Origin of the sequence: Streptococcus suis YS56, from assembly GCF_000440115.1 — a bacterium.
Taxonomy (GTDB): Bacteria; Bacillota; Bacilli; order Lactobacillales; family Streptococcaceae; genus Streptococcus; species Streptococcus suis_L.
This window is the reverse complement of the sequence record NZ_ALMY01000004.1, coordinates 19,725-44,830: the sequence shown is the minus strand read 5'-3', so window position 1 is coordinate 44,830 and position 25,106 is coordinate 19,725. Positions and strand designations below refer to the sequence as shown.

The following is a 25,106-nucleotide window of genomic DNA, read 5'->3' as shown; positions in this document are numbered from 1 at the left end:
TGGGCTTCTTTGCTATTACAAATATTTCTTCTTAGGCATTTGTTTATTCAATACGACATCCAAGGGACCGGCTGATAATACTGTATCGACCAATCGTTTGTCTGTAATTTTCTTATCGAGTAGGACTTGATATTCTAAGACAAGTGCTTCTTTTTTCTTTTTATACTTGAGGGAAATTAAATCAGATTGCTTACAAGACTTACCAAATTGTTTTTCAAAAAATTGATCGTAATCAAAATTCATTGGTACAGTTACCAAAAGATGGCGACGATTTTGATTGACTTGCGCAAAACTACTATTTTCAAAAATAAGGATACATACCGATAAAACAAGAGTCATAAAGATCGCCAAACCTAGGAATCCCATACCCGTTGCCAAACCGATTGCCATCGCTAGCAAGATGGCCAACATCTCTTTTGATGAACCAGCGGCAGAACGGAACTTAATCAAACTAAAGGTCCCTGCAACCGCAACACCTGCACCCAAATTACCATTTACCAAGGCAATGATAACAGCAATTAGGGTTGGCATTAGGCTTAATGTAATGACGAATTCTTTCGTGTAATTGGCTTTGTATTTGTACACAGCAGCATGCAGGATACCCATGGCCAGACTGACTCCAAAAACCATGGACATCTGCGCTAAGGTGATACTGCTATTGGCTGTTGAAAAAATGCTATTAAACAGCTGCATGTTGATTTACTTCCTCTCCGGTGATGTTGTGGGCAAGTTTATAGGCATTGCCATATTTTGAGAATGATTGTTTTTCAATTTGATATTTTTCAAGCAAGGCTACCAACCATTCTGGTCGCTCTTCAGGAACCTTTACTTCCATGATAACTTTTGTAGGATCCAAAAGGTCTTTACCAAACTTACCTTCCATGGCATCTACATCATAATCGCGGTAGAGCAAATTCTTGTCAATTGTGAGTCGAACTTTTCTATCTTCAATCCCTTTATAGGAAACACGATCATAGTAAATATACATTTTAGGTTTAATTGTACCGTAACGTTCTCTCAATTGTTCCAATTCTGAGGTGACTTTTTCATCTTTAATAGTTGAATCAATCACTCCGTTTTCAATATAATTTGTTACGGAAACTGGGTTTGAAGTAAGACGATATTTGTAACCGATTTTGTTTTCTTTTTTCTTGATTTCAAGGAAGGCCTGACTAGATTCAGATGGTTTGGCATCATAGACACGCATGCGAATCTTCTCACGACCATTCTTTTTAGCAATAGAATCTTGAATCATATCGAAATCTTCATTATCGAAATATATATTTGTAATGGTTGACGTTGCAAACTCGTCTGAAACCATATGTTTCTGTAAATCTTTTTCAAGTAGTGCAAATGTTTCTTTATCAACGATGTATTTTGTTTCTTTACGTTTAAATTGTTTTTGTACGATTCTAGTTTTCATGTTTTTCTCTCTTTTATCTAAAAAACTTCTTAGCAGTTGCCTGCCTCATTTACAATACATAGTTTACTGAACAACCTTTAAACGAAACTGAAAGTAATGTTAAACAAAACTTAAACTGCAATAAAGTTGAAATTCTTTTGTCACATTCCAAACTATGCTACAATAGTCTTATCAATAGTAAGGCAAGGAGAACCCCATGTACGAATTTGTCCTAGAATACGGCTCTTTCCCCGTAAAACTCATCGACGGTTTTGTCAACAATCGCTCAGAAATTCCTGATTTTCTCAAAGAGGATGAAGAAATGACTGCCCGATTGAATGAGATGAACGAACTCTTCCACCAACTTTTCTTAACCATCGAATGCAAGTTTGACTACATCGGCAAGCAATTCCCTGACAAGATTGAACAACTAAGAGAACTCTATCATCCCCTGGCAGACGACTTACTAGCCAAGTATGGCAACCAGATAGAGTTGAAGATTGAACCCTTTATTTTGTAAGACAAAAGAGATGACCGCAATCATCTCTTTTCTTCTATTCTAAACAACTCCTACTTTTGAATAAAAGTTTCCATTGTCATCTAGTTGAATGTAAAATGGTTCAGATTTGTTTCCATACATATCCTCAGCTTCTACTTTTATTCTAGCATTTGCAGTAAAAATATCTCTGTCAATAAAGAATGTTCTTGATTCTGTAAGTTCCGTAATACTTTGTTTCGTTTTTTCATTTGTGAATGTAATATAAGATTTTTCAAATACCCTATCATACTCCCCACCCTGATAAGATCCTGGTTTGGTTCCATCAACGAAATACCTATCAAAGCTAGAACTCAAAGAGTATATTTCAAAATTCGGTGGAGTGAGATCGTCAAATGAAATCACAATTGGATAGATAACAATCCCATGAAATCCTGGATTACTTGTAAACTTACGGACAATGAACATTTCATACTCACCCTCTTTTTCTGGCAATAAAGAAAATCTATGCACTCCGTCATTCAAATCATACAGCTCATTGCCAACTAGTATTGTACCTTCTGGATTATGGAATAAATAACCTGAATCCCAAGGACTTGAAAAGTCATATTGGGGTATTTCAATATACATATCTTTCAATAATTCCATTATTTCACTATTTGATCCATAAGGGGTGAGATCTAATTTTTTACTATCATTAAATTTTATATGTTGAGTTTTTGCTACTTCCACAAAAAATTCTGTTTTTCCATAAAATTCTCCATACTCCTTGTTCCCCCAGATAGAGTCCCAGGTATACTCTGCTATCTGTCTACCTTTCCCTTCATATTGCCTGATTTTATCAAAATTAACAGAAACTTTGACTCCACTATTTTCATCTTGCTCAATTTTTAATCCAGAAAGGGGCTTGGTTACTTGAAATCTATCTGTTTGATCGTAGCCACCTGTGCTTCCAACAAACTCATATTTTCCACTCTCCTTTTCAGTTTCTCCGACAATATTGCCATTGCTATCAAGGAGGAGTTCGTATTTAAGAAGTGAAAATTTAGCATCAAAAAACTTTATTTCTAAATTTTTCAACAATTTTTCCTTATTGTTTAAATTTATTTTTTTCACACCATCTTCAATAAGATCAAATCTTCCTTCAAGTTCTCCAAAACCAAATATCTCTCCGCTTAATTTTTTCGATACTTTTACTCCAGCCTTTTCTGTGTCTTCCGCATTAGAGTTCAAATTCACATTAGCATATGTAGCCCCTTCTATTTCTGTACTTGCGCCGAACCCAGCAAATCCATTAATTGACATAATTGGTAGAGATAGGACAGCTAATTTTACCTGCAATTCTGGTCCAATTTTCATTTCAGCTTCAGCTTTTAATTTAGCTAAATCAAACTTAAATTCCACATTTGAACTAAATTCTGGAACAAAGTTATTCAATTTAACTGTATTAGTAATAATACTGCTTCCTCCGAAGCTATATTTTAATTTCCCCCCGATTTCTAATTTAGCAGTAATTGGAATATCTATGGAGAAACCTGGGAAATTTGTTGGAATTATTAGCCTTCCAAATATTACTTTAACATCTTCTTTATCTAATTTAGTCTTTGTTGCAACCTCGACGCCTCCTTCAATAGCAAGTTCCAAACTGTTAGAAAGATCAAATTGAGGTAAATCAAATTTTCCAAGTTCAAACTTTGAAATATCCGGTATTGTGATGGCCTCTGATTTGAGTTTACCACCAACTTTCAAGTCTACGTTACCTTTCAAACTAAATTCTGAATTTGATGTTAAATCAAGTTTGTCCCCGATACTTTTTGAATACTTTACAGACACTCCTAATTCTATAGTTCTCATCCCAGTTTCATCAGCAACATCTTCTTTCAAGACTGTCACTCCGTCAGCTGGAACAAAATAGGCATTAGCTAAATCAAATTCTTCATTCTTAATGTCTAAATGATTAATGACATCAAAAAGATTTGGTGTTACATATTGAATCTTTGTCCGTCCATCAGTTGTGTCAACTGAAACAACCTGGATAACTCTCGGTTCTTCATAGATTTTAGCCGGTGGGACGACAACAATATCCCCAACTCTAACATCGGCAATGTTTGATAAAATTACCGTATTTTCATCTGCAAATTCAGTCACAAATTTTGCATCGTCCAAAAAGATAACATTACTTTTTAGACGCAATTCATCATTGTCTTCAGACCAAACTCTACCAGTTTCAAATTTACCCAAAATATTATGAATTTCTGGTTCATTTCCGACTTTAGTTGCAACTTCTACTCTAAAGTCTTCTGCTTCTAAAGTATGAACCTCACCTTCTTTTAAATGTGCATAAAAATAACCTGTCACATCTGTTTTAGCAATAATTGAAGCTGAAGTTACCGAGCTAATCTTTATCTCCGTCTCCTCTAACAAAGTATTCTCACTATTGTAAGCATACCCAGAAACTACTATATATTTAGCTGGCTCTTCCTCATTTTTTATTGGGTCCTCTACTTGCTTGATTACCTCTTCTACTTTAGATCCTTCTTCAACTTTTTCCTCTTCAGGTTTCGGATGAACTAACTCAGTTTCACTAGGTATTTCTTTAATAATCTCCTTATTAATTGTGCCGTCTACAGGTCCCACTTGAATCTCTAATGTTGTGATTGGTTTTGCACTATTTTCTGAACTTCCCTCTTGAGTAGGTAAAACATTCTTGTTAGCAATTTCTGTATTTGAAGGCAATACTTCCGATTTTTTAGGATCGGTTTCATCCGCTTGTTTATTTTCTAATTCATTAACTACCAAATCGCTCAGTTGCACTGCATGTTGTGAATTTGAATTGATAGCAATATTTTTATTCAAATTTAAGACAGGAGACAAAATCCCTTTGAGTATATGACCTGTATAAATTAAGTTTGGATCAACAATTCTATTCTCGCTTACAATTTGATTTAATGGTTTTCCTGTTACTTTCGAAATAATAGATAGGGTATCTCCCCACTGGATAACATAATCATTAAAACCCAGCTTTTCTTGGCGCGCAATCTCCTTACCAACTACATCTTCAGTGTTCAATCTCCACTTTCCTTTTATTTTTTTAAGAGCCTTTTCTTTTTCAAGTTCTATAGTTGCATTTTCTATTTGATTAACTTGAGGAATAACTCCGTTTAATAGCTGACCTGTGTAAATTAAATCAATATTTTTAATATTATTAATAGCAGCAAGACTACTAACTGTATGGTTGCTAGCCATTGAGATACTAGACAGAGTATCCCCCCACTGGACAACATAAGACTCTAATCCCTGTTTTTTCTGGCGTTCAATTTCTTCCTTAACTTCTGAAATTGAATTGGCACTCCAAATATTTGTTACTTTAGAGATTGCTCGTTTTTGTTCGTTGTCTATTCGTGTTTCTTGACTAAATTGAGAATCACTGAAACTGTTTCCAACAATTTTCGCTTCAATAGGATTAACACTTTCTGATTGTAAATCTGTGTTTTCATCTACTTGTTTTGTTTCATTGTTCAGGACGTTATCAGTTTGTTCAGTGTCCAATATTGAGCTGTCTGACAGATTTTCAACTGGTTCTGAAACAGCTACATCTTCAATCTTACCTTCTGTACTTCCATAATCTTTACTGGTATTAATTTCAACAACAGAATGCTCATTAATAAGCCTTCCCCCTATCTCCTCCATATCATTCTTCTCTTCCGGATTTGTCACATTTCCTACAAGAGAAGGCGATTGGTCAGCCGACAAGACCAGTTCTTCAGCAGATACAACTACTAAGCCAAAACATAGCATAGTGCCAATAACCCCTGAAACCAACCCTACGCTTAATTTTCTCAAAGAAAAACTTTGTTTCTTATCCATAAATGTACTCCTAATTATTTTTATAGTATTTTTGTTTACTTTTTAAATTCTTTAACAATATGTGAAATATGTCCAAATCCAAGAAAGCGAAAAATAATATAATAAAAGATAGATTAAACAATTGCAGTTCAATTATTCTATATATGTATATACTTGTCAAATAATTTGCGGTTGATATTCGGATTTTTCTAAATTAAAAGAGATGACCGCAATCATCTCTTTTCTTCTATTCTGTATTCCAAACCATACTGGTCACGCGATAAGCAGCCGTAGTCTACCAAGTAGCGTCTCAATATAGCATAGTCATCATAAATCTCAGCTAGAAAGGCATTAACCTCTTTTTCGGTGAATGTCGAGCCCTTCTTAGCTAATTCTTCTTGTAAGTAGGCAAACAAGACCTGCTTACTTTTCAGCTTTTTCGGAATGACAAGCAACTTCCCATCTCGAAAAAATTTTTCTTGAATATCTTGAGTACTCATATCATCCTCTCAAAAATCCTAGCCCGCAGACTAGGATTTACAAATTAACGAATTTCAGCACCAAGCTCCACCAGCGACTTACTGATTTTCTCCATGTACTTGGCCACTTCTTCATCCGTCAGGCTGTCCGCAGGATTCTGGAAGGTCAGGTTGTAAGCCATAGACTTCTTACCAGCCTCAATATTGCTGCCAGCATAGACGTCAAAGAGGGTCACCTTGGTCAAGCGTTTGACGCCAGCACCGGCAATCGTATCCAGAACATCCTGATGTTTGACATCGCTGCTCAAAAGCAGGGCAATATCACGGCTGACCGCTGGGAATTTGGAGATTTCGGTAAATGGCTGAGCAGGCTGGAGGGCTTCTTCAATCGCATCCAGATTGATTTCAGCCACATAGGTTTCTGGAATACCGTAGTCCTTAGCCGTTTGAGGATGAACCTGACCGACAAAGCCGATTACCGCCCCATTCAAATGGATTTCAGCTGTACGACCTGGGTGCAGGGAAGCAATCTCACTGGTTGCCACAAAGTCAACTGCCAACTTGTAGTGAGCAAAGATTGCTTCCAAGATACCTTTAGCATGGAAGAAATCAACAGGCACAGCTGGTGTCTGGAAGTCTTTCTCAGCTACCAAGCCAGTCAAGACAAGGGCAAATTTATTAATTTCTTGTGGCAGGTCTTCTTTTGGATTGCCAGACTGTTCAAAGATTTTACCGATTTCGTAGAGGGACAAGTTCTTGTTCTTACGAGCCACGTTGTAGGCAACTGTGTCAAGCATACCAGACACCATGTTCTGACGAAGGGCAGAGCGGTCAACGGTCATTGGCCACATGAGTTCAGTCACTGTGGTCGGACGAGCCGCAAACTCCACAGCCTTTTCAGGTGTTGTCAAGGCGTAGGAAATGATTTCTGTCAGTCCTGCACCTTCTGCCAGGCTACGCACCTGGCGACGGATGTTCTGGGTCAGGGTTAACTCACCTGCTGTTCCGTCCTCTTTGGGAAGAGTGGTCGGCAGATTATTATAGCCATAAATACGAGCGATTTCCTCTACCAAATCTGCTGGAATGCGAATGTCCCAACGACGACGCGGTACTGCTACTGTAAACTGACTTGCATCGCCAGTTGTTTCCATACCTAAACGACGGAAAATGTCTGCGATTTGGGCATAGTCAAGGTTGGTACCAAGCGAGCGGTTAACGTAATCAATGGTCGCTGTGACTGGGACATCAGAAGTGTCCACGCTACCCTCAGAAACGATACCAGACAAGACCTGACCGCCAGCCAGCTCTGCAATCATAGCAGCTGCTGTGTCCATGGCCTCCTTCAAGGTCGCCACATTGATGCCCTTTTCAAAGCGAGAAGAGGACTCAGAGCGAAGGTTGAGGCGACCTGAGGTCTTGCGGATAGACTTGCCGTCAAAGAGGGCAGCTTCCAGCACAACCGTCTTAGAGTTGTTGTCAATCTCTGTGTTGGCACCACCCATGACACCACCGAGGGCAACCGCCTTGTCCGCAACGGAAATGACGATGTCATCAGTAATCAAGTCACGCTCTTCGCCGTCAAGCGTTACCAAATTCTCACCTTCTTTTGCCTGACGAGCCACGATTTTCTTGCCGTCAAACTTGTCAAAGTCAAAGGCGTGCATTGGCTGACCGAAGTAGAGCAAGATGTAGTTTGTGATGTCCACCACGTTGTTGAGCGGTCGGATACCTGCGTTCATGAGCAGGTTTTGCAACCACTGTGGGCTCGGTGCGATAGTCACATTTTCAATGACACGTGCTGTGTAGGCAGCCACCTTGTCTGACTCAATGGCCACTTCAATCACATCGCTGGCCTTCTTGTCGCTTTCCTCCAAGGTCACAGGCTTGAAGTTGACCTTGCTGTCATAGATAGCAGCCACTTCGTGAGCCACACCACGCATAGAGAGGGCGTCGGCACGGTTTGGCGTGATAGACAGCTCGATAATCTCGTCGTCGAGGTCCAGATATGAAAAGACTGGCTCACCCACGACTGCATCTTCAGGCAGGTGGTAGATTCCATCCGCATATACTTTTGGCACCACAGAGTCGGACACGCCGATTTCGCTCAATGAGCAGAGCATCCCCAAGGACTCAACGCCGCGGATTTTGCCTTTCTTAATCTTGTAGTTTCCAGCGATACGAGCTCCTGGCAGAGCGACGATCACCTTGATGCCTGGCTTGACATTTGGAGCACCGCAAACGATTTGCGTAACTTCCTCACCGACATTGACCTGGCAGATGTTGAGGTGGGTATCAGGAATTGGCTCAGCAGACACAACCTGACCCACAACCAACTTAGAAAGACCAGCACTCTTTTGCTCAACCCCTTCTACCTCAATCCCTGTTGTTGACATTTTTTCAGACAAGTCATGGCTTGTCGCATCAAAGTCAACGAGTTCTTTTAACCATTTGTAACTTACTAACATATTATCCTTTCTGGTGCAAAGGCCGTTTTAGTAGCCAATCCACATCTATCTTATCACCGACCGCAAATTCATGCTGGCCAAATTTTTCAAATCCATATTTAGAATAGAATTTCTGAGCCTTGTAATTATGTTCCCAAACTCCCAGCCAGACCCAATCACAGCTTGACTGCTCTGCTTTTTCCAAAGCAAAATCAAACAAGACCTTCCCAAGACCGTGGCCCTGAAAAGCTTGCAAGAGATAGATACGCTGGATTTCAAAGGCGTTTTCCAGCTCCTGCTCCGTCTGGGCAGGACCCTGGTTGAGCTTGAGATAACCAGCTATCTGATAATCAACTCTTAGAAAATAGTGCTGGCAGTTGGGATCCGATAACTCCCTAGTCAAGACTTCCAGCGAATAAGCCTCCTCGAAGAATGCCTCCAGTTCATTTGGATCATTATCGTGAGCAAAGGTTTCGGCAAAAGTCTGTTTAGCCAGATCTTGTAGAATAGAAACTTCTTCTAATTGTATTGGGTCAATCTGCACTTTGGCACCTCCCTTTTCTATATATGCCTGGAAAGTCGCAGAATAGCGATTCCCACCTTCACTTACTCGTCCGTGGTTACGACGCTCTAAGGTTGAAAACGACATTTTTTCAACCTTAGAGCTAGTGAGACGATTAGGCAGTTCGCCATAGCGACTGCCGTCTCATAAATAGGTGCTTTAGCACCATTTATGAGTATCGGAGTCCGACGGTTTCTGGTTGAAAACGATACTTTTTCAACCAGAAACCTAGTGAGACGATTAGACAGTTCGCCATAGCGACTGTCGTCTCATAAATAGGTGCTTCAGCACCATTTATGAGTATCAGAGTCCGACGGTTTAGAGTTGAAAACGATACTTTTTCAACTCTAAACCTAGTGAGGTGAGTAGGAAGACCGCTATAGCAGCTACCGTTTCTCTCAAACAACAATCAACTAATTTTATCGGATTACGACGGATTTCAAGCAAAACGATATTTTTTGCTTGAAATCCTAGTAAGGTAGCTAGGGAAGTCGCAGAATAGCGATTCCCGTCTACTTAAGAGCTGACTATGTCAGCCTTAAGTAGTGCTACGTTAAAATTGCTCCGAGAATCGTACATCGCCCTGATAGAATCCACGAATATCGTTGATTCCATAACGGAGCATGGCAATCCGTTCCTGACCAAGACCAAAGGCAAAGCCAGAGTACTTGGTTGAGTCAATACCACTCATTTCTAACACTTGTGGGTGGACCATGCCGGCACCGAGGATTTCAATCCAGCCTGTTTTCTTACATACGTTACAGCCGTCACCACCGCACTTGAAGCAGGAAACATCCACCTCAACAGAAGGCTCAGTGAATGGGAAATATGATGGACGGAGACGAATTTGACGCTCTTCACCAAACATTTTCTTGATGATCATCTCCAAAGTTCCCTTGAGGTCTCCCATGGATACATTTTCACCGACAACCAAGCCTTCAATCTGGTGGAACTGGTGGCTGTGGGTCGCATCGTCCGTATCACGACGGAAAACACGTCCAGGCGAAATCATCTTCAAGGCGCCTGTCGAGAAATCATGCTGGTCCATAGTCCGTGCCTGAACAGGCGACGTATGGGTACGCATAAGAATTTCTTCTGTGATGTAGAAAGTATCCTGCATATCACGTGCTGGGTGATCTTTTGGCAAATTCATGCGCTCAAAATTATAGTAATCTTTTTCCACTTCAAATCCGTCAACGATTTGGAAGCCCATGCCCAAGAAAATATCTTCGATTTCTTCAGAAGTCTGGGTCAAGACATGGCGTTTTCCGACCTTAACCTGACGACCTGGCAAGGTCACATCAATGGTTTCTGACGCTAATTGCTGTTGAATTTTTGCGGCTGCAACCTTCTGAGCGGTTTCTTCAAAGGCAGCTGTCAGCACATCACGTACTTCATTGACCTGCTTACCAACGATTGGTTTCATGTCGTTAGATAGGTCTTTCAAGCCTTTCAACAAGTCAGTCAAGGACCCTTTTTTACCCAAAACCGCAACACGCAGGTCTTGTAGTTCTTTTTCTCCTTGGTGCTGGATTTCTTTTAACTTTTCAAGTGTAGTTTGGCTTAATTCAGCCAACTGTTGTTCAATGTTTGACATAATTCCTCCAATAAAAAAACGCATGACACCACTCGTATCGGAGCGTTGTCACGCGGTACCATCCGTTTTCATCTGCTAAGCAGACCTTAGTTCTAAGTCTTTGCGTGAGTGAATTCGACCAACTTTCACTGATTGAGCTTACAGTCACGGCTCAACTCCCTGGGCAGTTTCCATAGGTGTACTAGTCTCACAGACTTCTATTCAATTAAGAATATTCTATCAAAAACAAGAAAGTTTGGCAAGAAATCTTCCTAGAAAACTCCCCCTATCTAGGATAGAAAGGAGTTTACATTTAGAACATGTACTTACAAGCGAAGTATTTTAAATAAGAACTAGTTTTTTGAAGGAATTCTGACTGTATTTTGAAAAAAACTAGCTTCAGATGGAAGTGCTGAACTGTTGATACAGGTTCTTATAGTTTTGCCTGCCATTTATTGGCCCAAACATTTTCATTTGGCATACCATAGAATGCATCTTTCCCTTCTAATTTATCAAGGAGGGATTCAATCGTGTTTTTATTATGATGGTAGGCATTGATAGCAGTTTTGACCATGGTAACATCGTGAAGGTGAGTTGTATAGTTTAGTGAAACGAAAATGGTTGGAACTTCATGTACATACCAAGGAACTTCATTGGACATGGCTGTTTTCCACTGGATGCGGTAATTATTCTGCGCCCCATATCCAATGACATTGGCAACAGTCAAGGCTAAATCAACTTCTTCTCGGTATTGCAACGTTTTTCCTTTGATTCGAGTCGTACCATCATTGACGGTCACTTCATAACCACGCGCCTCTAGGGCAGCTTTAAGGTTATCAACCACTTCTGTACTTGCCGCCATAATCCCTTCTTTTTCGCCTTCTAGGTAATACAAACGGATTCTGCGATGGGTTTCTGGACTGATTGGAAGATTTTTCTGTGTATCTTTCAACAGCGTAATCGCTTTGTCTGCTGCTTCACGTTGCCAAGCCAAGTGTTCTTCACAGCCAATAATAGCCAATTCATCAGCTGATTTTAGTAGGGTGCCTTCCGCTTGCTTGATATGCAGATTTAGTTTGGCTTTCAGACCTAAAATGCGACGGAGAGCATCATGAAGTCTTTCCTCAGTAATCACTCCCTTGCGGTAGCCATTGAGCATAAATTCAAAATCTTCTTCTAAGTTATTGAAGAATAAGAACATATCGCAACCTGCAGCAATGGCTGCTGGTACGTAGTCTTCACGGCGCATCGCTGCTGTCATCCCCAACATGTGGCTGGCATCTGTTATGACCAAGCCATTGAATCCCAGTTTTTCTTTCAATAAATCTTGAATCAACTCAGGAGCCAGTGTTGCAGGTAAAATGTCTTCATCCTTCAAACTTGGGTTCAATGTTTGTTGGTAGTATGGCAAGGCTATATGCCCCGCCATAATCATCTCAACACCAGCTTCAATATGATGACGATAGACACGACCAAAACTCTTGTCCCATTCCTCTGGAGAGAGCTCATTGACACCGAGGACTAGGTGCTGATCACGTTCTTCTGTACCATCTCCTGGAAAATGCTTGATACATTGAATCACATCTCTTTCAGCAGTCAATCCTTCTAAATAGGCACTGGTATAGGCAATCACATCATCCGCATTTGTGCCGTAGGCTCTGGTATTGACGATAGTATTGCGCCAGTTCTGAACAATGTCCACGCAAGGGTCAAAGTTGACATTTACACCTAATGCAGTCTCCTCGCGCGCAGATACGAGACCTGCTAAGTAGGGAATACGAGGATCCCGACTGGCTTCCGATTGAGCACCTGAAGAAATATAGGTCCCTCCTTTTACAGCTCCATCTCCACCTGAGTCACAGTTCGCTGCAACCAAGAGAGGTACTTTTGAATAGCTTTGCAACTCGTTAATCAGTTCTTGTACCTGTTCTGGACTGCCATTCATATAGCGGGCGCCACCTATGTGGTATCGATTCATCAATTCCTGATTACTCAGATTATTTCCGCTAAAAGCATCTCCTCCGAAGAAGAATAGATTAACAAACAATTGACCGATTTTTTCTTCATCAGTCAGATGAGCCAAGGTATTTTCCACCCAAGCAATTTGCTCTTCATCCAAACAAAAGGGTTTCTTCCGCAAATCAACCAATCTAGGCATTATTTCCTCCTTATTTTCCTCGCCAAATACGTGTATCTACCAAACCACAGTAGGCATCTACAGGCGATACCCCTGTGAATGCTGACTCTCCTGCTAGTTTGGCAACCAAGGCTTCTAAAGTGACAGGCAAGCCATCATAGGCATTGATATAGGTTGCAACCTGTGGCATATCTGCAAGTGCAAATGGGTGCTGAACAGAGACAACAATGGTTGGAATTTCGTGAACATAGAAAGGCTGGTCTGGTGTTCCCTTGGCAGCTGGCCAAATAATCCGCTGAGTTGTCCCGCCTGAGTTGACATCGACTAAATTGATAATCAAATCATAGTTATCTGTGATTTCGGCAATAGGACGCTTAGAAGCATAGACATTTGCAATCGCTGCTGGTCTTTCTTCTTCTGGTAATTTAGCAATCCGTGCTTCTGTATTTTCCCAGATAGATACTTGGTGACCTCGAGCTTCTAATAGTTCTTTCAGCGTATCGGCTGCTCTCTTCTTGCCAGCATTGATCATGGCGCCAAAACCACCCTTATAGCCATCTACTTCTACCAACAAAATCCGTTTGTAGCGTTCTGGATTGACAGGGAAAATTCCTTCTTGCTTGGCTTTTACCAAAGTAATCGCCTTGTCAGCCACTTCTTTTGCAAGCTGTTTTGCCTCATCTCTACCAATCAAAGCCAGCGCTTCTTCTTTTGGCAACATGATTTCCTGACGACGACCTTCAAACAAGTGAAGACCGAGTTTGGCTTTCAAGCCCAAGGTACGACGAAGGGCATCATGGAGACGTTCCTCAGAAAGCAGACCATTTTCCAATCCTTCTTTCATCCATTGCAAATCTTCTTCTGGATCGTTGAAGAAAAGGAAAAGATCACATCCTGCCTCAATAGCTGTAGGCAATAGCTCACGACGCGGCATAGAGGCTGTCATACCAATCATGTGACTGGCATCCGTGACGATGGCTCCATTGTAACCTAACTCTCCACGAAGCAATTCATCCAAGAGGGTTTTATTCAGCGAAGCTGGCAACATGTCATCCAATTCACGTTCTGGATGCATTTCTTTCTCAACATTTGGCAAATGAATGTGCCCCGCCATAATACCTGGAAGGCCTGCGTCAGCCATCTCACCGTAAATCCGTCCAAATGTTTCCATCCATTCAGACTTGATCATGGGATTCGAAGCAAAAGAGAGATGATGATCACGTTCATCAATACCATCGCCTGGGAAATGCTTAGCAAATGGCACAATGCCATGTTCCATAATGCCACGCATGTATTCTTTGGATAATTCAATGACCTGGTCTACATTAGCTCCCCAAGTTCGGTTTGCAATGATTGGATTGCGCCAATTACGGCTGAGGTCCATAATCGGTGCAAAGGAGGCATTGCAGCCTACCGCAGCTGCTTCAAGTCCTGCAACTTTCCCCATTTCATAAGCATAGCGGGGATCAGCTGTCGCAGCAATCTTGATTTCATCCCCAATTTTCGTTCCGTCCGTAACAGCACCATTCCCACCAGATTCGGTATTTGCTGCAATCAAAAGGGGAATCTTAGACTTGGTCTGCAAAATATAGTTTTGCTCCCAAATATCTGCAGCAGGTCCAGGATTGTAACGAACAGCAGCAATCTTATAATCATTTAATACTCCAGTCAGATATTCTTCCGTCCGCTGGCTCCCCATGTTGACAAAGAGATGACCGATTTTTTCATCCAAGGTCATCTGAGCAATGGTTTCTTCAATCCAAGAAATAGCCTCTTCGTCAAGGTTGTAAGGTTTCTTCCGTAAATCTACTAAATGTGTCATATTTGCCTCCAAAAAAGCTAGAGGGCATAGCGCCTCTAGCCCTTCTCTAGTCGTCTAAATTATTCCAAAATGCCTGTGTCAATTCTGTTTCTTTCTCATCTTTGAATGCTTGATGAACAAATTCATCTGCTATCGTTTCTGTCAAATCTGCCCAAGATTGCATCTCTCGTCCTACTAAAATAGGATAGAAATGGACACCGTTCAATTCCGCTGCCTTTAAATCACCAGGCGAGTCACCAATCATCATAATCTTATCAGGACAATACCCTTCCTCTATTAACAGTTTGATGACATCTTCTTTCTTACCACGGTCTTGACAGTACAATTCTGTAACATAGTCCATCAAACCTTGCTCTATCCACTCTTCTTCTACTGCTTCCTTATTAGCAGAAGAAACCACGTAGACTTTTCCTAACTGGCTCAATTTTTCCAAGCCCTTGTGAACGCCGATGAAGGCTAAAACAGGACCGCTATAATGCTTAATGGCTTGATTGACCTGATTGGACCATTTTAAAGCGAGTTCCAAATCTTTAGACGGCTGCTCCTCTAACAATCTTTCCAGAGAAGCATTTGACAAAGAATCTGTGGTCACGACCCAATTTTTCAGGTTGTCTATACCCGTCACACCTGCAAATTCTAGGCCTTTAACCAAGCCTACAAAACGGTTAATGCCACGTTCTCGAGAGTAGAGATTGACTCGATTCCATTCAGCTAAAAACGGTTCTTTATCTTTGACATCAAAAACATCTGTAGCCAAGGGGCCGAAAAAAAGTTTATGTTTGTAGGTCATGGTGTCCATGGCGCAGCCATCAGAGTCCACACAAAATACGTATTCCATCTTCATCATTAGACTCCTGAATAGGCTGAGAAGCCACCGTCAATCGGTAAAACAACACCGTTGACAAAACTTGCCAAATTCTCATCTGCCAAGAAGAAGACCCCTCCGACCAACTCTTCGGCCTCACCAAACCGTCCCATTGGCGTATTGGTCAAAATCTTGTTGGCACGTGCGGTCGGTTGACCTGACTCGTCAAATAGCAAACCACGGTTTTGGTTGGTAACCAAGAATCCAGGCGCAATCGCATTACAGCGGATGCCAACTTTTGAAAAATGGACTGCTAACCATTGGGTAAAATTATTAATAGCAGCCTTGGCACCTGAATAGGCTGGAATTTTTGTCAAAGGAGTAAAGGCATTCATGCTGGAAATATTGATAATATTTGCTCCCGACCGACCAATCATATCCTGTGCAAAGACCTGTGTTGGCAATAAGGTTCCTAGATAATTCAGATTGAAAACAAAGTTAATCCCTGCCTCATCTAGGTCAAAGAAGGTTTTCGTATCCGCTGGAAGACCCACTTCATGGAACTCATTGTCCGTTGTCGCTTTGGGATTATTGCCTCCTGCACCATTGATTAAAATATCTACAGGACCAAAATCTGCTAGGACTTGCTGACGAACTTCTTCCAAATTTTCCTTAGAAAGAACATTAGATTTATAGGCTTTCGCAACGCCTCCTGCTGCTGCAATCTCATCAACAAAGACCTGAGCCGCAGCCTCATTCAAGTCCAAAAGCGCAACCTTTGCACCCGCCTTAGCAAATTCTTTTGCCAAATAGCCACAAAGAACTCCTCCTGCACCCGTAATAACAACAACCTTATCCTTAAATTCAATAACACGTGACATATTAGCTCTCCTTATTTCCAATTGTTTTGGCTGTAATTCCAAAATCTGGTGTCTTGCCTGCTGCTCGCATATTGGCTTCATAGAGACCGTTAAAGTAGGTTGCACCAAGGGCTCGGTCATACAGACCATAACCAGGTGTCTTGGTCTGGTCTCCCCAGATACGACGACCGTGGTCTGGACGCAAGGCACCAGTCCAGTCATAGTCTACCAATAATTTAACAACAGCGTTCATGTCAATGTCACCAGCCTGTGACAAATGTGCAGTTTCTTGGAAGCCCCAAGCACCTGCCGTCACATTGCGCGTATGCATAAAATTGATGCGATTGCGTTTGAGAGCATATTCTGTCATGGCAAGGACATCATTTTTCGGATCAGAAGCATAGGATCCGACACACATGGTAATTCCATTGTGTTCGGAATCATAGAGATTCAAAAATCGTTCAACGGCTTCTTGACCAGTGATGATGCGAGGTAAACCAAAGATTCCGTAGGGAGGATCATCAGGGTGAATGGCCATTTTGACGCCAGCCTCCTCGGCCGTTGGCATAATCGCTTTGATAAAATACTCCAAATTCGCCCATAAATCCTCTTCAGAAATATTCTGACGATAATTTTCGATAATGGCCTTCATTTCTTCCTTGGAATAGGATGAATCCCAACCTGGTAAGTTCAAATCATCCGCCACAGGATCAACACCTGCCAAATCAGATTTAAGGAAAGCTAAAGAGGTCGATCCATCTGGAAGTGGGTGATACAAGTCTGAACGGGTCCAGTCAAACACAGGCATGAAATTATAGCATACAACTGGAATACCTGCAGCCCCGACATTACGGATGGAAGTTTTATAGTTTTCGATTAACGCATCACGATTTGGCTTTCCTTGTTTGATGTCTTCATGGACAGGAATGGATTCAATAACAGTAATTTCAAGTCCTGCCTCTTCTACCATTTTTTTCAGCTCTAGAATATTTTCAAGGGGCCAAGCTTGACCAACTGGCACATCATAGACAGCAGTCACAATCCCCTGCATACCAGGAATCGCCTTAATCTCTTCAAGTGTCACAGGATCCTTTTTCCCATACCATCGAAATGACATTTTCATGATTTACTCTCCTTTATTGTTCAAAAAATTCTTTGGCATTGTAATAGGATATGGCTTCTACAAACCGCCCTAAACGATTGTAATCTTCAGGCACTTCTTCATCAACAATCCATTGGCCGACATAAGTCGCTAAAATGCGTCTGAAATAATCATGCCGTTGATAAGATAAAAAGCTACGCGAATCGGTCAACATCCCAACAAAATTAGCAAGCATACCCTGTTCTGCATAGGCATTCATCTGGTCAATCATGCCCAACTTGGTATCATTGAACCACCAACCAGCACCAAATTGTAGCTGGCTACGAAGCCCTTCCTCATTGGACTGGAAATTCGCCAAAGTATTGGCTAGAGCAATGTTGTAACTTGGATTGAGATTGTACCAAATCATTTTTGGAAGGGCATTTTCCTTGACCAAGTTATCTAACAAACGATTCAAATTCACAGTCAGACATGTCTGGTCTCCAATCGAATCCACACCTACATCTGCTCCAAGTTTTTCAAACAGTCCTGTATGGTTGTTCCGTAAGGCACCAAAGTGAACTTGTGTCACAAAACCATGTTTCTTGTACAGTCGGCACAGTTCTCTAAAGATGGCAGTCTGCCATTTATTGATACTGGATTGGCCAACTTCTTTACCTGCAAGTCTTGCTAGTAAAATATCATCAAGCTCTTCAAGGCTTGCTTCTTCGTATGAAATAGCCGTAAAACTGATGTCACTTGCTCGGCAACCATGTTGAGCAAAATAGGAAACGCGCTGACCTAGTGCCTCTACAAAACTTGTAAAGTCCCTTACTGTTCCCCCTGTTACTTCTTCCAAGTGTTTAATAAATGGATTGAAATTTCGATGTTCTATAAATGCTTCATCTGGGCGGAAAGTTGGTGCCACTACAGTATCTATAGTTGAGTCCTCAGCCAAGCGCTTATGCCATTCCAAGCTATCTAGTGGATGGTCAGTTGTCCCAATAAAGGTCACCCTAGCATCCGCAATCAGCTTCCGTGGACTCATTCGATGTTCTTGCAAAAAGGCATTGAGCTGATGATAGAGTCGCTCTGCATTTTCTTCGGCCAACAATTCCTCAACACCGAAAACCTGTCGCAATTCCAAATGACTCCAATGATAGAGAGGATTTCCGAAAGCTCGTTCCAAGGTTCTTGCCCAAGCCTTAAACTTATCTAGTTTACTTGCTGAACCTGTGATTTCTTCTTCTGAGATACCGTTAGCCCGCATCAAGCGCCACTTATAATGGTCCCCACCCAGCCACAAATCAACAATATCTTCATAAACCTTATCTTCAAAAATTTCCTTAGGATCCAAGTGGCAATGGAAATCATAGATAGGAAGCTCTGCTATTTTCCCGTAAAGCTCCTTAGCAGGCTCATTTTTTAGCATAAAGTTTTTATCATTAAAACTCATTTCATCCCTCCAAAGCTGCAACAAAACTGCGAGCAATCGTCGTTACACTTTCATAGCCTTCAGCCTGCACTCGACTTGCCAGAGCTGAACCGACTCCAACAGCACAAGCGCCTGCCTTTTTCCAATCTGCAACATTTTCAACTGACACTCCGCCTGAAGGCATCAAATCTACGTCAGGAATAGGACCGTGAATATCCTTGATAAATCCAGGCCCCAACACGCCACCAGGGAAAAGCTTGATAATAGAACATCCCGCCTGACTAGCTGTGACAATCTCTGTTGCAGTTGCGCAGCCTGGAAAGTAGAATACCTCAGCCTCTTGCACCAAGTCTTGAATTTCTTTATCAAAATGAGGACTAACCAAGAAACTAGCACCTGCATCAATGGCCGCTTGTGCCAGCTTAAGATTCATTACTGTTCCCGCCCCGATGACTACGGAAGAATCGTCTGAGAACTCCTCTTGTAATTCTTTGATAACTGTCGCTGCATTTGGAGTCGAAAATGTAATTTCAATATTTCGAATACCTCCCAAAATCGCATGGCGAGCGATTTCTTTCGCATCTTCTTCATCTTTTCCGCGAATCACTGCGAAAAAGTAATTTTCTTTTAATTGCTTTAACATCTTGACCTCCAATTAGAAAGCGTTGTCATTTATAGCTATAGTATACAATTCGTCAGATGATTTGTCAAGAAAAAAGCAAAAAACACCCAGAAGAATTCTTCTGGGCAGTCTATTTTGTATTTCTATTTACGATCATTGAGACCATGCAAAGTCATATCTTTATCGAACCATTCGCCTAAAACAACCTGTCTTACTGATATAATATGTGCTAACATGCTATCATAGGCTGCAACAGGATGGCGTTGCTTGATAGCCATTAAGATGTTCCTGTGGGCCTGTAAACTATCCGATTTCATCTGACGATTTGAGTAATTTTCATTGATCAGATGAATAGATTGATTAATGACAGGCATCAGACTAGTCATTGCCAGATTCCCACTCATCTCAGCCAGCATACAGTGGAATTTCACATCCAACTCCAGATGCTTCGTGTCTCCAGCAGCAACGGCCTCTTCAATAGCAAGGACAATTTCTTCTAGTCGAGCAATATCTTCGTCCGAGGCAAATTGAGCGACACGCTCCGCAATTCTCGGTTCAAGCAAATACCGCACTTCAAACAAATCTGTCGTCAACTTTACACGGTCTCTTACCAAAGAAAAACCTAGGGGATCCTCTGATACTCCTTTTTTAGAGCTGATATAGGTTCCCGACCCTTGGCGCACCTCCAGAATATTTCGAGTAGCCAAACTTCGAACAGCTTCACGAACAGTCGAACGTCCAACTTCTAAATCTTGGGCCAATTCATACTCATTTGGAAGCTTGTCACCAACTTCATATCCTCTTTCCAAAATCAATTCCAATAAGCGTTCCGAAGCTTTTTCTACCAAGGGTTTCGCCATGTGCTTGGTCCTCCAATACAACTTTCTATTTGCTACTATTATAGCTCATTTCCTCTTATAATGGTAGTTTGGAATGGCAGTCCAACGTTTCTTTATTTCTCTAACAATTTGCTTCGGTTGACGATTCCGTGAGAATAACCCCTTATGATTTCCTTGAATCCGAATGATACCAACCGTGGTTTCAAAATCAGCAAAATTCCAGACCTGCTCACCAACCAAATTCGGAATAGAATCAAAGACTCGATGGTTCATCTCATAGTAATCCACCTGAAATTCCTCTGTATAAGGAATATCCCACATCGAATGCAAGCCTGGAAGAGTATCTGCACCATATTCCGTAATCAAAATCGGCTTGTCAGGATAAAGTTTTTGCCAAGTCTCCAACTCTTGACGGAGCCCTTTCTCTGCCGCCTTCAACTCACCATGAGCAACATACCAACCATAATAACGATTGAGACAGACAACATCGACCAAATCCATCACCTCATCCTTATCAGGCGTTGCTGTCATAATATTGACCAAGGTCACAGGACGCTTAGAAGGATCTCTGTCCCTCATGCGCTGAATCAGAGGTTCAAAGTAAGCACGTGCTCCCTTTTCATGCCCTGCCGGTTCATTGGCAACAACCCACATCACTACAGAAGGATGATTCTTATCACGCGCTATCAATTCATCAATCACCAGCTCATGAGCCTCCTTGGTTTGCATAACTTCCCAAGTATTTTTTACTTCTTCAGAATCACCTGTCAAATTCAAGGCTGCATTGAAAAGCTGGAACAGTCCGACTGCTGGCACCTCATCAAGGACGACGATTCCCAAACGATCTGCCAGCCGCATCATTTCCTCAGAATAAGGATAATGGGAAGTCCTAAAAGAATTTGCTCCAATATCCTTCAGTAAGTTCAAATCCATCAGATTGGCTGCTTCATTGAAACCACGACCATTAATAAAGGTATCTTCATGTTTACCAAATCCCTTGAAATAGAACGGTTTTCCATTGATGAAAAATTGCCCATTTTCAACCGCAACACAACGAATGCCGAATTGTTCTGAGTAGGTATCTAGCAAGTTTTCTCCATCAAATAATTCAACTTTAGCAGTATAGAGATAGGCATCCAAGACCTCCCAAAGGCGTGGATATTCAATGACCATTTGTCCATTTTCAAGAAGACCTACTTCCTGTCCCTCTTGATCTAAAATAGACATACGGATGGAATCGTACTGCCCAACTGTCTTCACATCAACATTCACTACCGCCTGAGTCAAATCTTGATTTAGCTCCGTCCGAATAACAATATCCTCAATTCTATTTTTGGGACGTTTATAGAGATGGACTGTCCGCTGGATACCAGCATAGTTGAAAAAGTCAAAATTTTCCTTGACTGTCTTTACAACTTGACCATTCTCATCCACTTCTTCACTATAATTCCCTACTGGAAGGGTTGTGTAATTCAACTCATTATTGGCACAGACTGTCAACCGGAATTGGTCAGCATCGTATAAGTTTGATGGAATCAAGCATTCAAAAGGTGTGAAACCACCCTTGTGCTCCCCGATTAGCTGACCATCTGCATAGACTTTAGCCTGATGCGTCACCGAACCAAAGCGCACAACCAACTCTTCATCAGCTGATACGACAGGAAGAGCCACCGTGAGTTCATACCAATTATCTCCGACAAAACTGCGCTTTGCTTTATCGACAACAACATCATTAAAGGAACTCGGTACAACCATTACTTCATCTGTATCTAACAGAGTATGAACATCATTGTTCCCTTGCTTAAATGCCCATATTCCATTTAAAGAATAAACTGAACGTGTTTTCGTTTGAATTGGATACAACATACTTTTTCCTTCTTTCTACCGTTTTATTTCACGTGAACCCTTTTTCAATAGCAAATCAATATCTGAAGGACTGATGACATTAATGTCCCCTTCAATGGTATGTTTGAATTGAAAACTAGCCATCCCCAAGTCGACTATTTCCTGTGGCGTTTTTTCCTGCAAATAGCCCAAAATAATTCCTGCTGTAAAGGCATCCCCTGTCCCAACTCGGTCCAAAACCTGAATGGATTCTTTTTCCGTTTCATAAAGAATACCATCTTGATACAAGTATGCCTTCAGCAAATATTCATTATTGTAGGTCATTTCCCTCTGGGTAAAAGCAAGACTTTGCAAAGAATAAGTCTCCGCCAGACCTTTAACCACCGCCAACAAGACTTCTTTATTTTCATAGGGACGTTTCAACCCCAATTCATCCTTCACATCTTTTCCAAATTCATTGAAGAGTTGAATAGGCTCTAGACCAAAGCAAATATCTGCTAAACCTACAAAAGGAGATAATTTCTCCCTCGCTTCTTCAAAAGAAGACCACAAACTTTCTCGATAATTCAAGTCAAAGGAGACCTTAACACCCTGCCCCTTTGCCATTTCCATCAAACGAAAGGCCAGTCGATAAATATCAGGATTCAAAGCGACCGTTATACCACTCACATGAAACCAATCGACACCGTCAAACATACCTTCCAAATCATAATCTTCTTCCTTGGATAAGCTGAAAGCAGAATAATCACGGTCGTAGGTCACCTGGCTAGGTCTAAGAGAGAAACCCTTTTGATAATAATAAAGCCCCAGCCTTCCCTCTTTTCGAATCACATTTTTCTGTCCAATCTGTCTTGCAAAGAGAAAGTGTTCTGCCATTTTTCCCACTTCATTCTTAGGCAGTGCTGTCACCAACTCGACTGAGTGACCAAGCTGAGCCAAGCTGACTAAAACATTCAACTCCGAACCACCAAACTGACAATCTAAACTCGTGGCCTGTGTTAAGGTCTGATAATGAGGAGGAGATAGCCGCAATAAAACTTCTCCAAATGCTAAGATTTTTTTCATACCGCCTCCTAGATGAAAGACCCAGCTGGAAGCCTCCAACTAGGTCGTTAATGTATTATTTATCGTCGTACTGGTCAACCTTATATTGAGTTACATCCACATAATCCATATCAGATAATGGAACATTTTTTGCAATCGCACGCACACGTTCTTCATCTTTTGCCGCTTTCATAACATGGATTTTCTCTTGAATACGAGCCATTTCTTCACGGTCTAGTTTGTAGAATTTCATCAAGAACAAGGATACGCTCAATACCGCTGCTGGAATCACTGTCAACAGGACAATCAGTGCCATTCTCAAATCTGTTGAGAATGCTGTTTCAACAGTTGGGTACTCTTTACCAAAACCGATACCTGCTAATACAAATCCAACAACCATTGGAGCAAATGAAGAAGCGATTGAGTCTGTCAATGAGAAGATAGTCCCAATCATACCTGACAAGTAACGACCAGATACTGATGTTTCATAGTCTGTAATATCCGCACCCATGGTCAATACCAAACCAGATGGGGCACTAGATGCGTAGCGAGCAATGATATAAACAACAAAGAAACCGATTGTGTAGAGATTCCAATTTGACAAGTCTAACATCCCTGGTTTAGCAGAAAGAAGCATAACTGCTAGAACGATGAGACCTGTAATACCTAATTGCAGTGCAGTTACATATGCAAAACGTAAACCTTTACGACGAGCTAGCTGAGCTGCTCCAACAGTTACGAGAATACCAGGTAAAATCAGAAGCATAGACATCTTTCCTGAAAGGGCATAATCACCAAAGATGATACCATACAGCATAACCCCGATAACGGAATCTCCAAACAGTTGAGCAACAAATTTTACAAAGGCTGCAGAGATTGAAAGAACCTGCAAAGGTTTGTTTCCTTTGATAACTTTCCAGTAGTCTTTCAACTTCGTTTCTTGTGTCTTCTCACCAAGACCAAAGTATTTCTTATTGTCTTTCTCCCAAATACCGATAATAGCAAGAATACCCAGAACAGCTGAAATTACTACTACACCGAGGAACAATTCTTGGAAGAAACTTGGAGTGAAACCACCATGTTTCGGAACCAATGTCCCTGATACAACAACCTGACTACCAGTCATCAACACAGTTGTGGCAATACCATCAACAATATTAAAGATTGGACGTTGCTTTGGATCATTGGTAAGCGCAACTTGTCCTGCTTTTGTAATAGTCTGTTGCAATGAATAACCAATTTTATGGATAATCATTACAAGGATGAATAGAGGAAGACGGAGACTCTCACTAACTCCACTTAAACCTAACATCATAAAAAGAGAAGCTGCTGTAATGATATTCCCCAAAACCAAGATGGGACGATATTTACCAAACTTAGTATCCGTTTTATCAATGATAACTCCGATTGTAGGATCGATGAACCCATCAAAAATACGAATATAGCCCATGAGTTGACTAACAAACAGGGCTGCCAGACCAAGCACGCCTGTCGATAAATAAGTCACGAAAGTAAAGGCAACCAAGTAAATATTCGTCGATGAATTGTTCATCGCAAATAATATAATTTGCCATAACTTGGCTTTATTATAAGTAACGTCTTCGACACGTTGCTCAACATGTTTTTCCATTGGAAATTCCTCCTAAATGTTTTCTACGACAAAGTCGTAAGCGTTTTCTTTAACTATATTCTAATATTCATCAGATGATTTGTCAACTGTTTTTGTAAATATTTTTAATTATACGTAAAAAAAGACGATTTTATATGAAAATCGTCTGATATATTTGATCTAGCGAGGGAGAATTCGTCTG

Annotated in this window: 19 protein-coding genes; 1 reads left to right on the top strand and 18 read right to left on the bottom strand. The window is 41.2% G+C overall.

All coding sequences use genetic code 11. From position 1 onward, the window contains the following. Positions 1 to 15: 15 nt before the first annotated feature. The gene (locus SST62_RS0100750; RefSeq protein ID WP_029185909.1) at positions 16 to 693 is read right to left on the bottom strand and encodes a DUF4956 domain-containing protein; all 678 of its coding nucleotides are present in this window, start codon (positions 691 to 693) and stop codon (positions 16 to 18) included. After that, complete coding sequence (locus SST62_RS0100745; protein WP_029185908.1) at positions 680 to 1,423, bottom strand: polyphosphate polymerase domain-containing protein; 744 nt, start codon at positions 1,421 to 1,423, stop codon at positions 680 to 682. Before SST62_RS0100745 ends, SST62_RS0100750 begins: the two co-directional genes overlap by 14 nt. Before the next feature lie 196 nt (positions 1,424 to 1,619). On the opposite strand from SST62_RS0100745, the gene SST62_RS0100740 reads away from it, so the two are divergent. Continuing rightward, positions 1,620 to 1,922 carry a hypothetical protein gene (locus tag SST62_RS0100740; protein ID WP_029185907.1) on the top strand — a complete coding sequence of 101 codons (303 nt, stop codon included), beginning with the start codon at positions 1,620 to 1,622 and terminating at the stop codon, positions 1,920 to 1,922. Between the two features lie 39 nt (positions 1,923 to 1,961). On the opposite strand, the gene SST62_RS0100735 is transcribed toward SST62_RS0100740, so the two are convergent. The 16 genes from SST62_RS0100735 to SST62_RS0100660 all read right to left on the bottom strand — a co-directional run bounded on the left by SST62_RS0100735 (position 1,962) and on the right by SST62_RS0100660 (position 24,925). Beyond that, positions 1,962 to 5,765, bottom strand: coding sequence for a LysM peptidoglycan-binding domain-containing protein (locus SST62_RS0100735; protein ID WP_029185906.1), 3,804 nt, complete (start codon positions 5,763 to 5,765; stop codon positions 1,962 to 1,964). Positions 5,766 to 5,977: 212 nt separating this feature from the next. Continuing rightward, on the bottom strand, positions 5,978 to 6,244 hold the full coding sequence (locus SST62_RS0100730; protein WP_029185905.1) for a DUF2087 domain-containing protein: 267 nt from the start codon (positions 6,242 to 6,244) through the stop codon (positions 5,978 to 5,980). Between the two features lie 44 nt (positions 6,245 to 6,288). After that, positions 6,289 to 8,688 carry a phenylalanine--tRNA ligase subunit beta gene (gene pheT, locus SST62_RS0100725; protein ID WP_029185904.1) on the bottom strand — a complete coding sequence of 800 codons (2,400 nt, stop codon included), beginning with the start codon at positions 8,686 to 8,688 and terminating at the stop codon, positions 6,289 to 6,291. 1 nt (position 8,689) lies between these two features. Continuing rightward, positions 8,690 to 9,211, bottom strand: coding sequence for a GNAT family N-acetyltransferase (locus SST62_RS0100720; RefSeq protein ID WP_029185903.1), 522 nt, complete (start codon positions 9,209 to 9,211; stop codon positions 8,690 to 8,692). Between the two features lie 571 nt (positions 9,212 to 9,782). Continuing rightward, on the bottom strand, positions 9,783 to 10,826 hold the full coding sequence (pheS, locus tag SST62_RS0100715; RefSeq protein WP_029185902.1) for a phenylalanine--tRNA ligase subunit alpha: 1,044 nt from the start codon (positions 10,824 to 10,826) through the stop codon (positions 9,783 to 9,785). 412 nt (positions 10,827 to 11,238) lie between these two features. Further along, the gene (locus SST62_RS0100710; protein ID WP_029185901.1) at positions 11,239 to 12,963 is read right to left on the bottom strand and encodes a glycoside hydrolase family 3 protein; all 1,725 of its coding nucleotides are present in this window, start codon (positions 12,961 to 12,963) and stop codon (positions 11,239 to 11,241) included. 10 nt (positions 12,964 to 12,973) lie between these two features. Then, complete coding sequence (locus SST62_RS0100705; RefSeq protein WP_029185900.1) at positions 12,974 to 14,764, bottom strand: glycoside hydrolase family 3 protein; 1,791 nt, start codon at positions 14,762 to 14,764, stop codon at positions 12,974 to 12,976. A 46-nt stretch (positions 14,765 to 14,810) separates the two neighbouring features. Further along, positions 14,811 to 15,611: an HAD family hydrolase gene (locus SST62_RS0100700; protein ID WP_029185899.1), complete on the bottom strand. Its 801-nt coding sequence runs from the start codon at positions 15,609 to 15,611 to the stop codon at positions 14,811 to 14,813. Then, positions 15,611 to 16,450, bottom strand: a complete 840-nt coding sequence (locus SST62_RS0100695; RefSeq protein ID WP_029185898.1) for an SDR family oxidoreductase — start codon at positions 16,448 to 16,450, stop codon at positions 15,611 to 15,613. Before SST62_RS0100695 ends, SST62_RS0100700 begins: the two co-directional genes overlap by 1 nt. Before the next feature lies 1 nt (position 16,451). After that, complete coding sequence (locus SST62_RS0100690) at positions 16,452 to 17,552, bottom strand: mannonate dehydratase (RefSeq protein ID WP_029185897.1); 1,101 nt, start codon at positions 17,550 to 17,552, stop codon at positions 16,452 to 16,454. Between the two features lie 13 nt (positions 17,553 to 17,565). Further along, a complete protein-coding gene (gene uxaC / locus SST62_RS0100685; protein ID WP_029185896.1) occupies positions 17,566 to 18,966 on the bottom strand; it encodes a glucuronate isomerase in 1,401 nt (466 codons plus the stop codon). A gap of 1 nt (position 18,967) precedes the next feature. After that, positions 18,968 to 19,588 (bottom strand): bifunctional 4-hydroxy-2-oxoglutarate aldolase/2-dehydro-3-deoxy-phosphogluconate aldolase, encoded by a 621-nt coding sequence (locus tag SST62_RS0100680; RefSeq protein ID WP_029185895.1) that lies wholly within the window; start codon positions 19,586 to 19,588, stop codon positions 18,968 to 18,970. A gap of 122 nt (positions 19,589 to 19,710) precedes the next feature. After that, a complete protein-coding gene (locus SST62_RS0100675; RefSeq protein ID WP_029185894.1) occupies positions 19,711 to 20,427 on the bottom strand; it encodes a FadR/GntR family transcriptional regulator in 717 nt (238 codons plus the stop codon). Between the two features lie 45 nt (positions 20,428 to 20,472). Next, a complete protein-coding gene (gene uidA / locus SST62_RS0100670; protein WP_029185893.1) occupies positions 20,473 to 22,272 on the bottom strand; it encodes a beta-glucuronidase in 1,800 nt (599 codons plus the stop codon). A gap of 15 nt (positions 22,273 to 22,287) precedes the next feature. Beyond that, entirely contained in the window at positions 22,288 to 23,316 is a 1,029-nt protein-coding gene (locus tag SST62_RS0100665) for a sugar kinase (protein WP_029185892.1), read from the bottom strand. Positions 23,317 to 23,371: 55 nt separating this feature from the next. Then, complete coding sequence (locus SST62_RS0100660; RefSeq protein ID WP_029185891.1) at positions 23,372 to 24,925, bottom strand: MFS transporter; 1,554 nt, start codon at positions 24,923 to 24,925, stop codon at positions 23,372 to 23,374. Positions 24,926 to 25,106 lie beyond the last annotated feature (181 nt).

Excerpts from the sequence above, each read along its gene's own strand:
- uidA (WP_029185893.1), bottom strand. The coding sequence starts at position 22,272 with ATGTTGTATCCAATTCAAACGAAAACACGTTCAGTTTATTCTTTAAAT.
- SST62_RS0100700 (WP_029185899.1), bottom strand. The coding sequence starts at position 15,611 with ATGATGAAGATGGAATACGTATTTTGTGTGGACTCTGATGGCTGCGCC.
- pheS (WP_029185902.1), bottom strand. The coding sequence starts at position 10,826 with ATGTCAAACATTGAACAACAGTTGGCTGAATTAAGCCAAACTACACTT.
- SST62_RS0100660 (WP_029185891.1), bottom strand. The coding sequence starts at position 24,925 with ATGGAAAAACATGTTGAGCAACGTGTCGAAGACGTTACTTATAATAAA.
- SST62_RS0100665 (WP_029185892.1), bottom strand. The coding sequence starts at position 23,316 with ATGAAAAAAATCTTAGCATTTGGAGAAGTTTTATTGCGGCTATCTCCT.
- pheT (WP_029185904.1), bottom strand. The coding sequence starts at position 8,688 with ATGTTAGTAAGTTACAAATGGTTAAAAGAACTCGTTGACTTTGATGCG.
- SST62_RS0100740 (WP_029185907.1), top strand. The coding sequence starts at position 1,620 with ATGTACGAATTTGTCCTAGAATACGGCTCTTTCCCCGTAAAACTCATC.
- uxaC (WP_029185896.1), bottom strand. The coding sequence starts at position 18,966 with ATGAGTTTTAATGATAAAAACTTTATGCTAAAAAATGAGCCTGCTAAG.
- SST62_RS0100690 (WP_029185897.1), bottom strand. The coding sequence starts at position 17,552 with ATGAAAATGTCATTTCGATGGTATGGGAAAAAGGATCCTGTGACACTT.
- SST62_RS0100705 (WP_029185900.1), bottom strand. The coding sequence starts at position 14,764 with ATGACACATTTAGTAGATTTACGGAAGAAACCTTACAACCTTGACGAA.
- SST62_RS0100695 (WP_029185898.1), bottom strand. The coding sequence starts at position 16,450 with ATGTCACGTGTTATTGAATTTAAGGATAAGGTTGTTGTTATTACGGGT.
- SST62_RS0100735 (WP_029185906.1), bottom strand. The coding sequence starts at position 5,765 with ATGGATAAGAAACAAAGTTTTTCTTTGAGAAAATTAAGCGTAGGGTTG.
- SST62_RS0100680 (WP_029185895.1), bottom strand. The coding sequence starts at position 19,588 with ATGTTAAAGCAATTAAAAGAAAATTACTTTTTCGCAGTGATTCGCGGA.
- SST62_RS0100710 (WP_029185901.1), bottom strand. The coding sequence starts at position 12,963 with ATGCCTAGATTGGTTGATTTGCGGAAGAAACCCTTTTGTTTGGATGAA.
- SST62_RS0100730 (WP_029185905.1), bottom strand. The coding sequence starts at position 6,244 with ATGAGTACTCAAGATATTCAAGAAAAATTTTTTCGAGATGGGAAGTTG.
- SST62_RS0100745 (WP_029185908.1), bottom strand. The coding sequence starts at position 1,423 with ATGAAAACTAGAATCGTACAAAAACAATTTAAACGTAAAGAAACAAAA.
- SST62_RS0100675 (WP_029185894.1), bottom strand. The coding sequence starts at position 20,427 with ATGGCGAAACCCTTGGTAGAAAAAGCTTCGGAACGCTTATTGGAATTG.
- SST62_RS0100750 (WP_029185909.1), bottom strand. The coding sequence starts at position 693 with ATGCAGCTGTTTAATAGCATTTTTTCAACAGCCAATAGCAGTATCACC.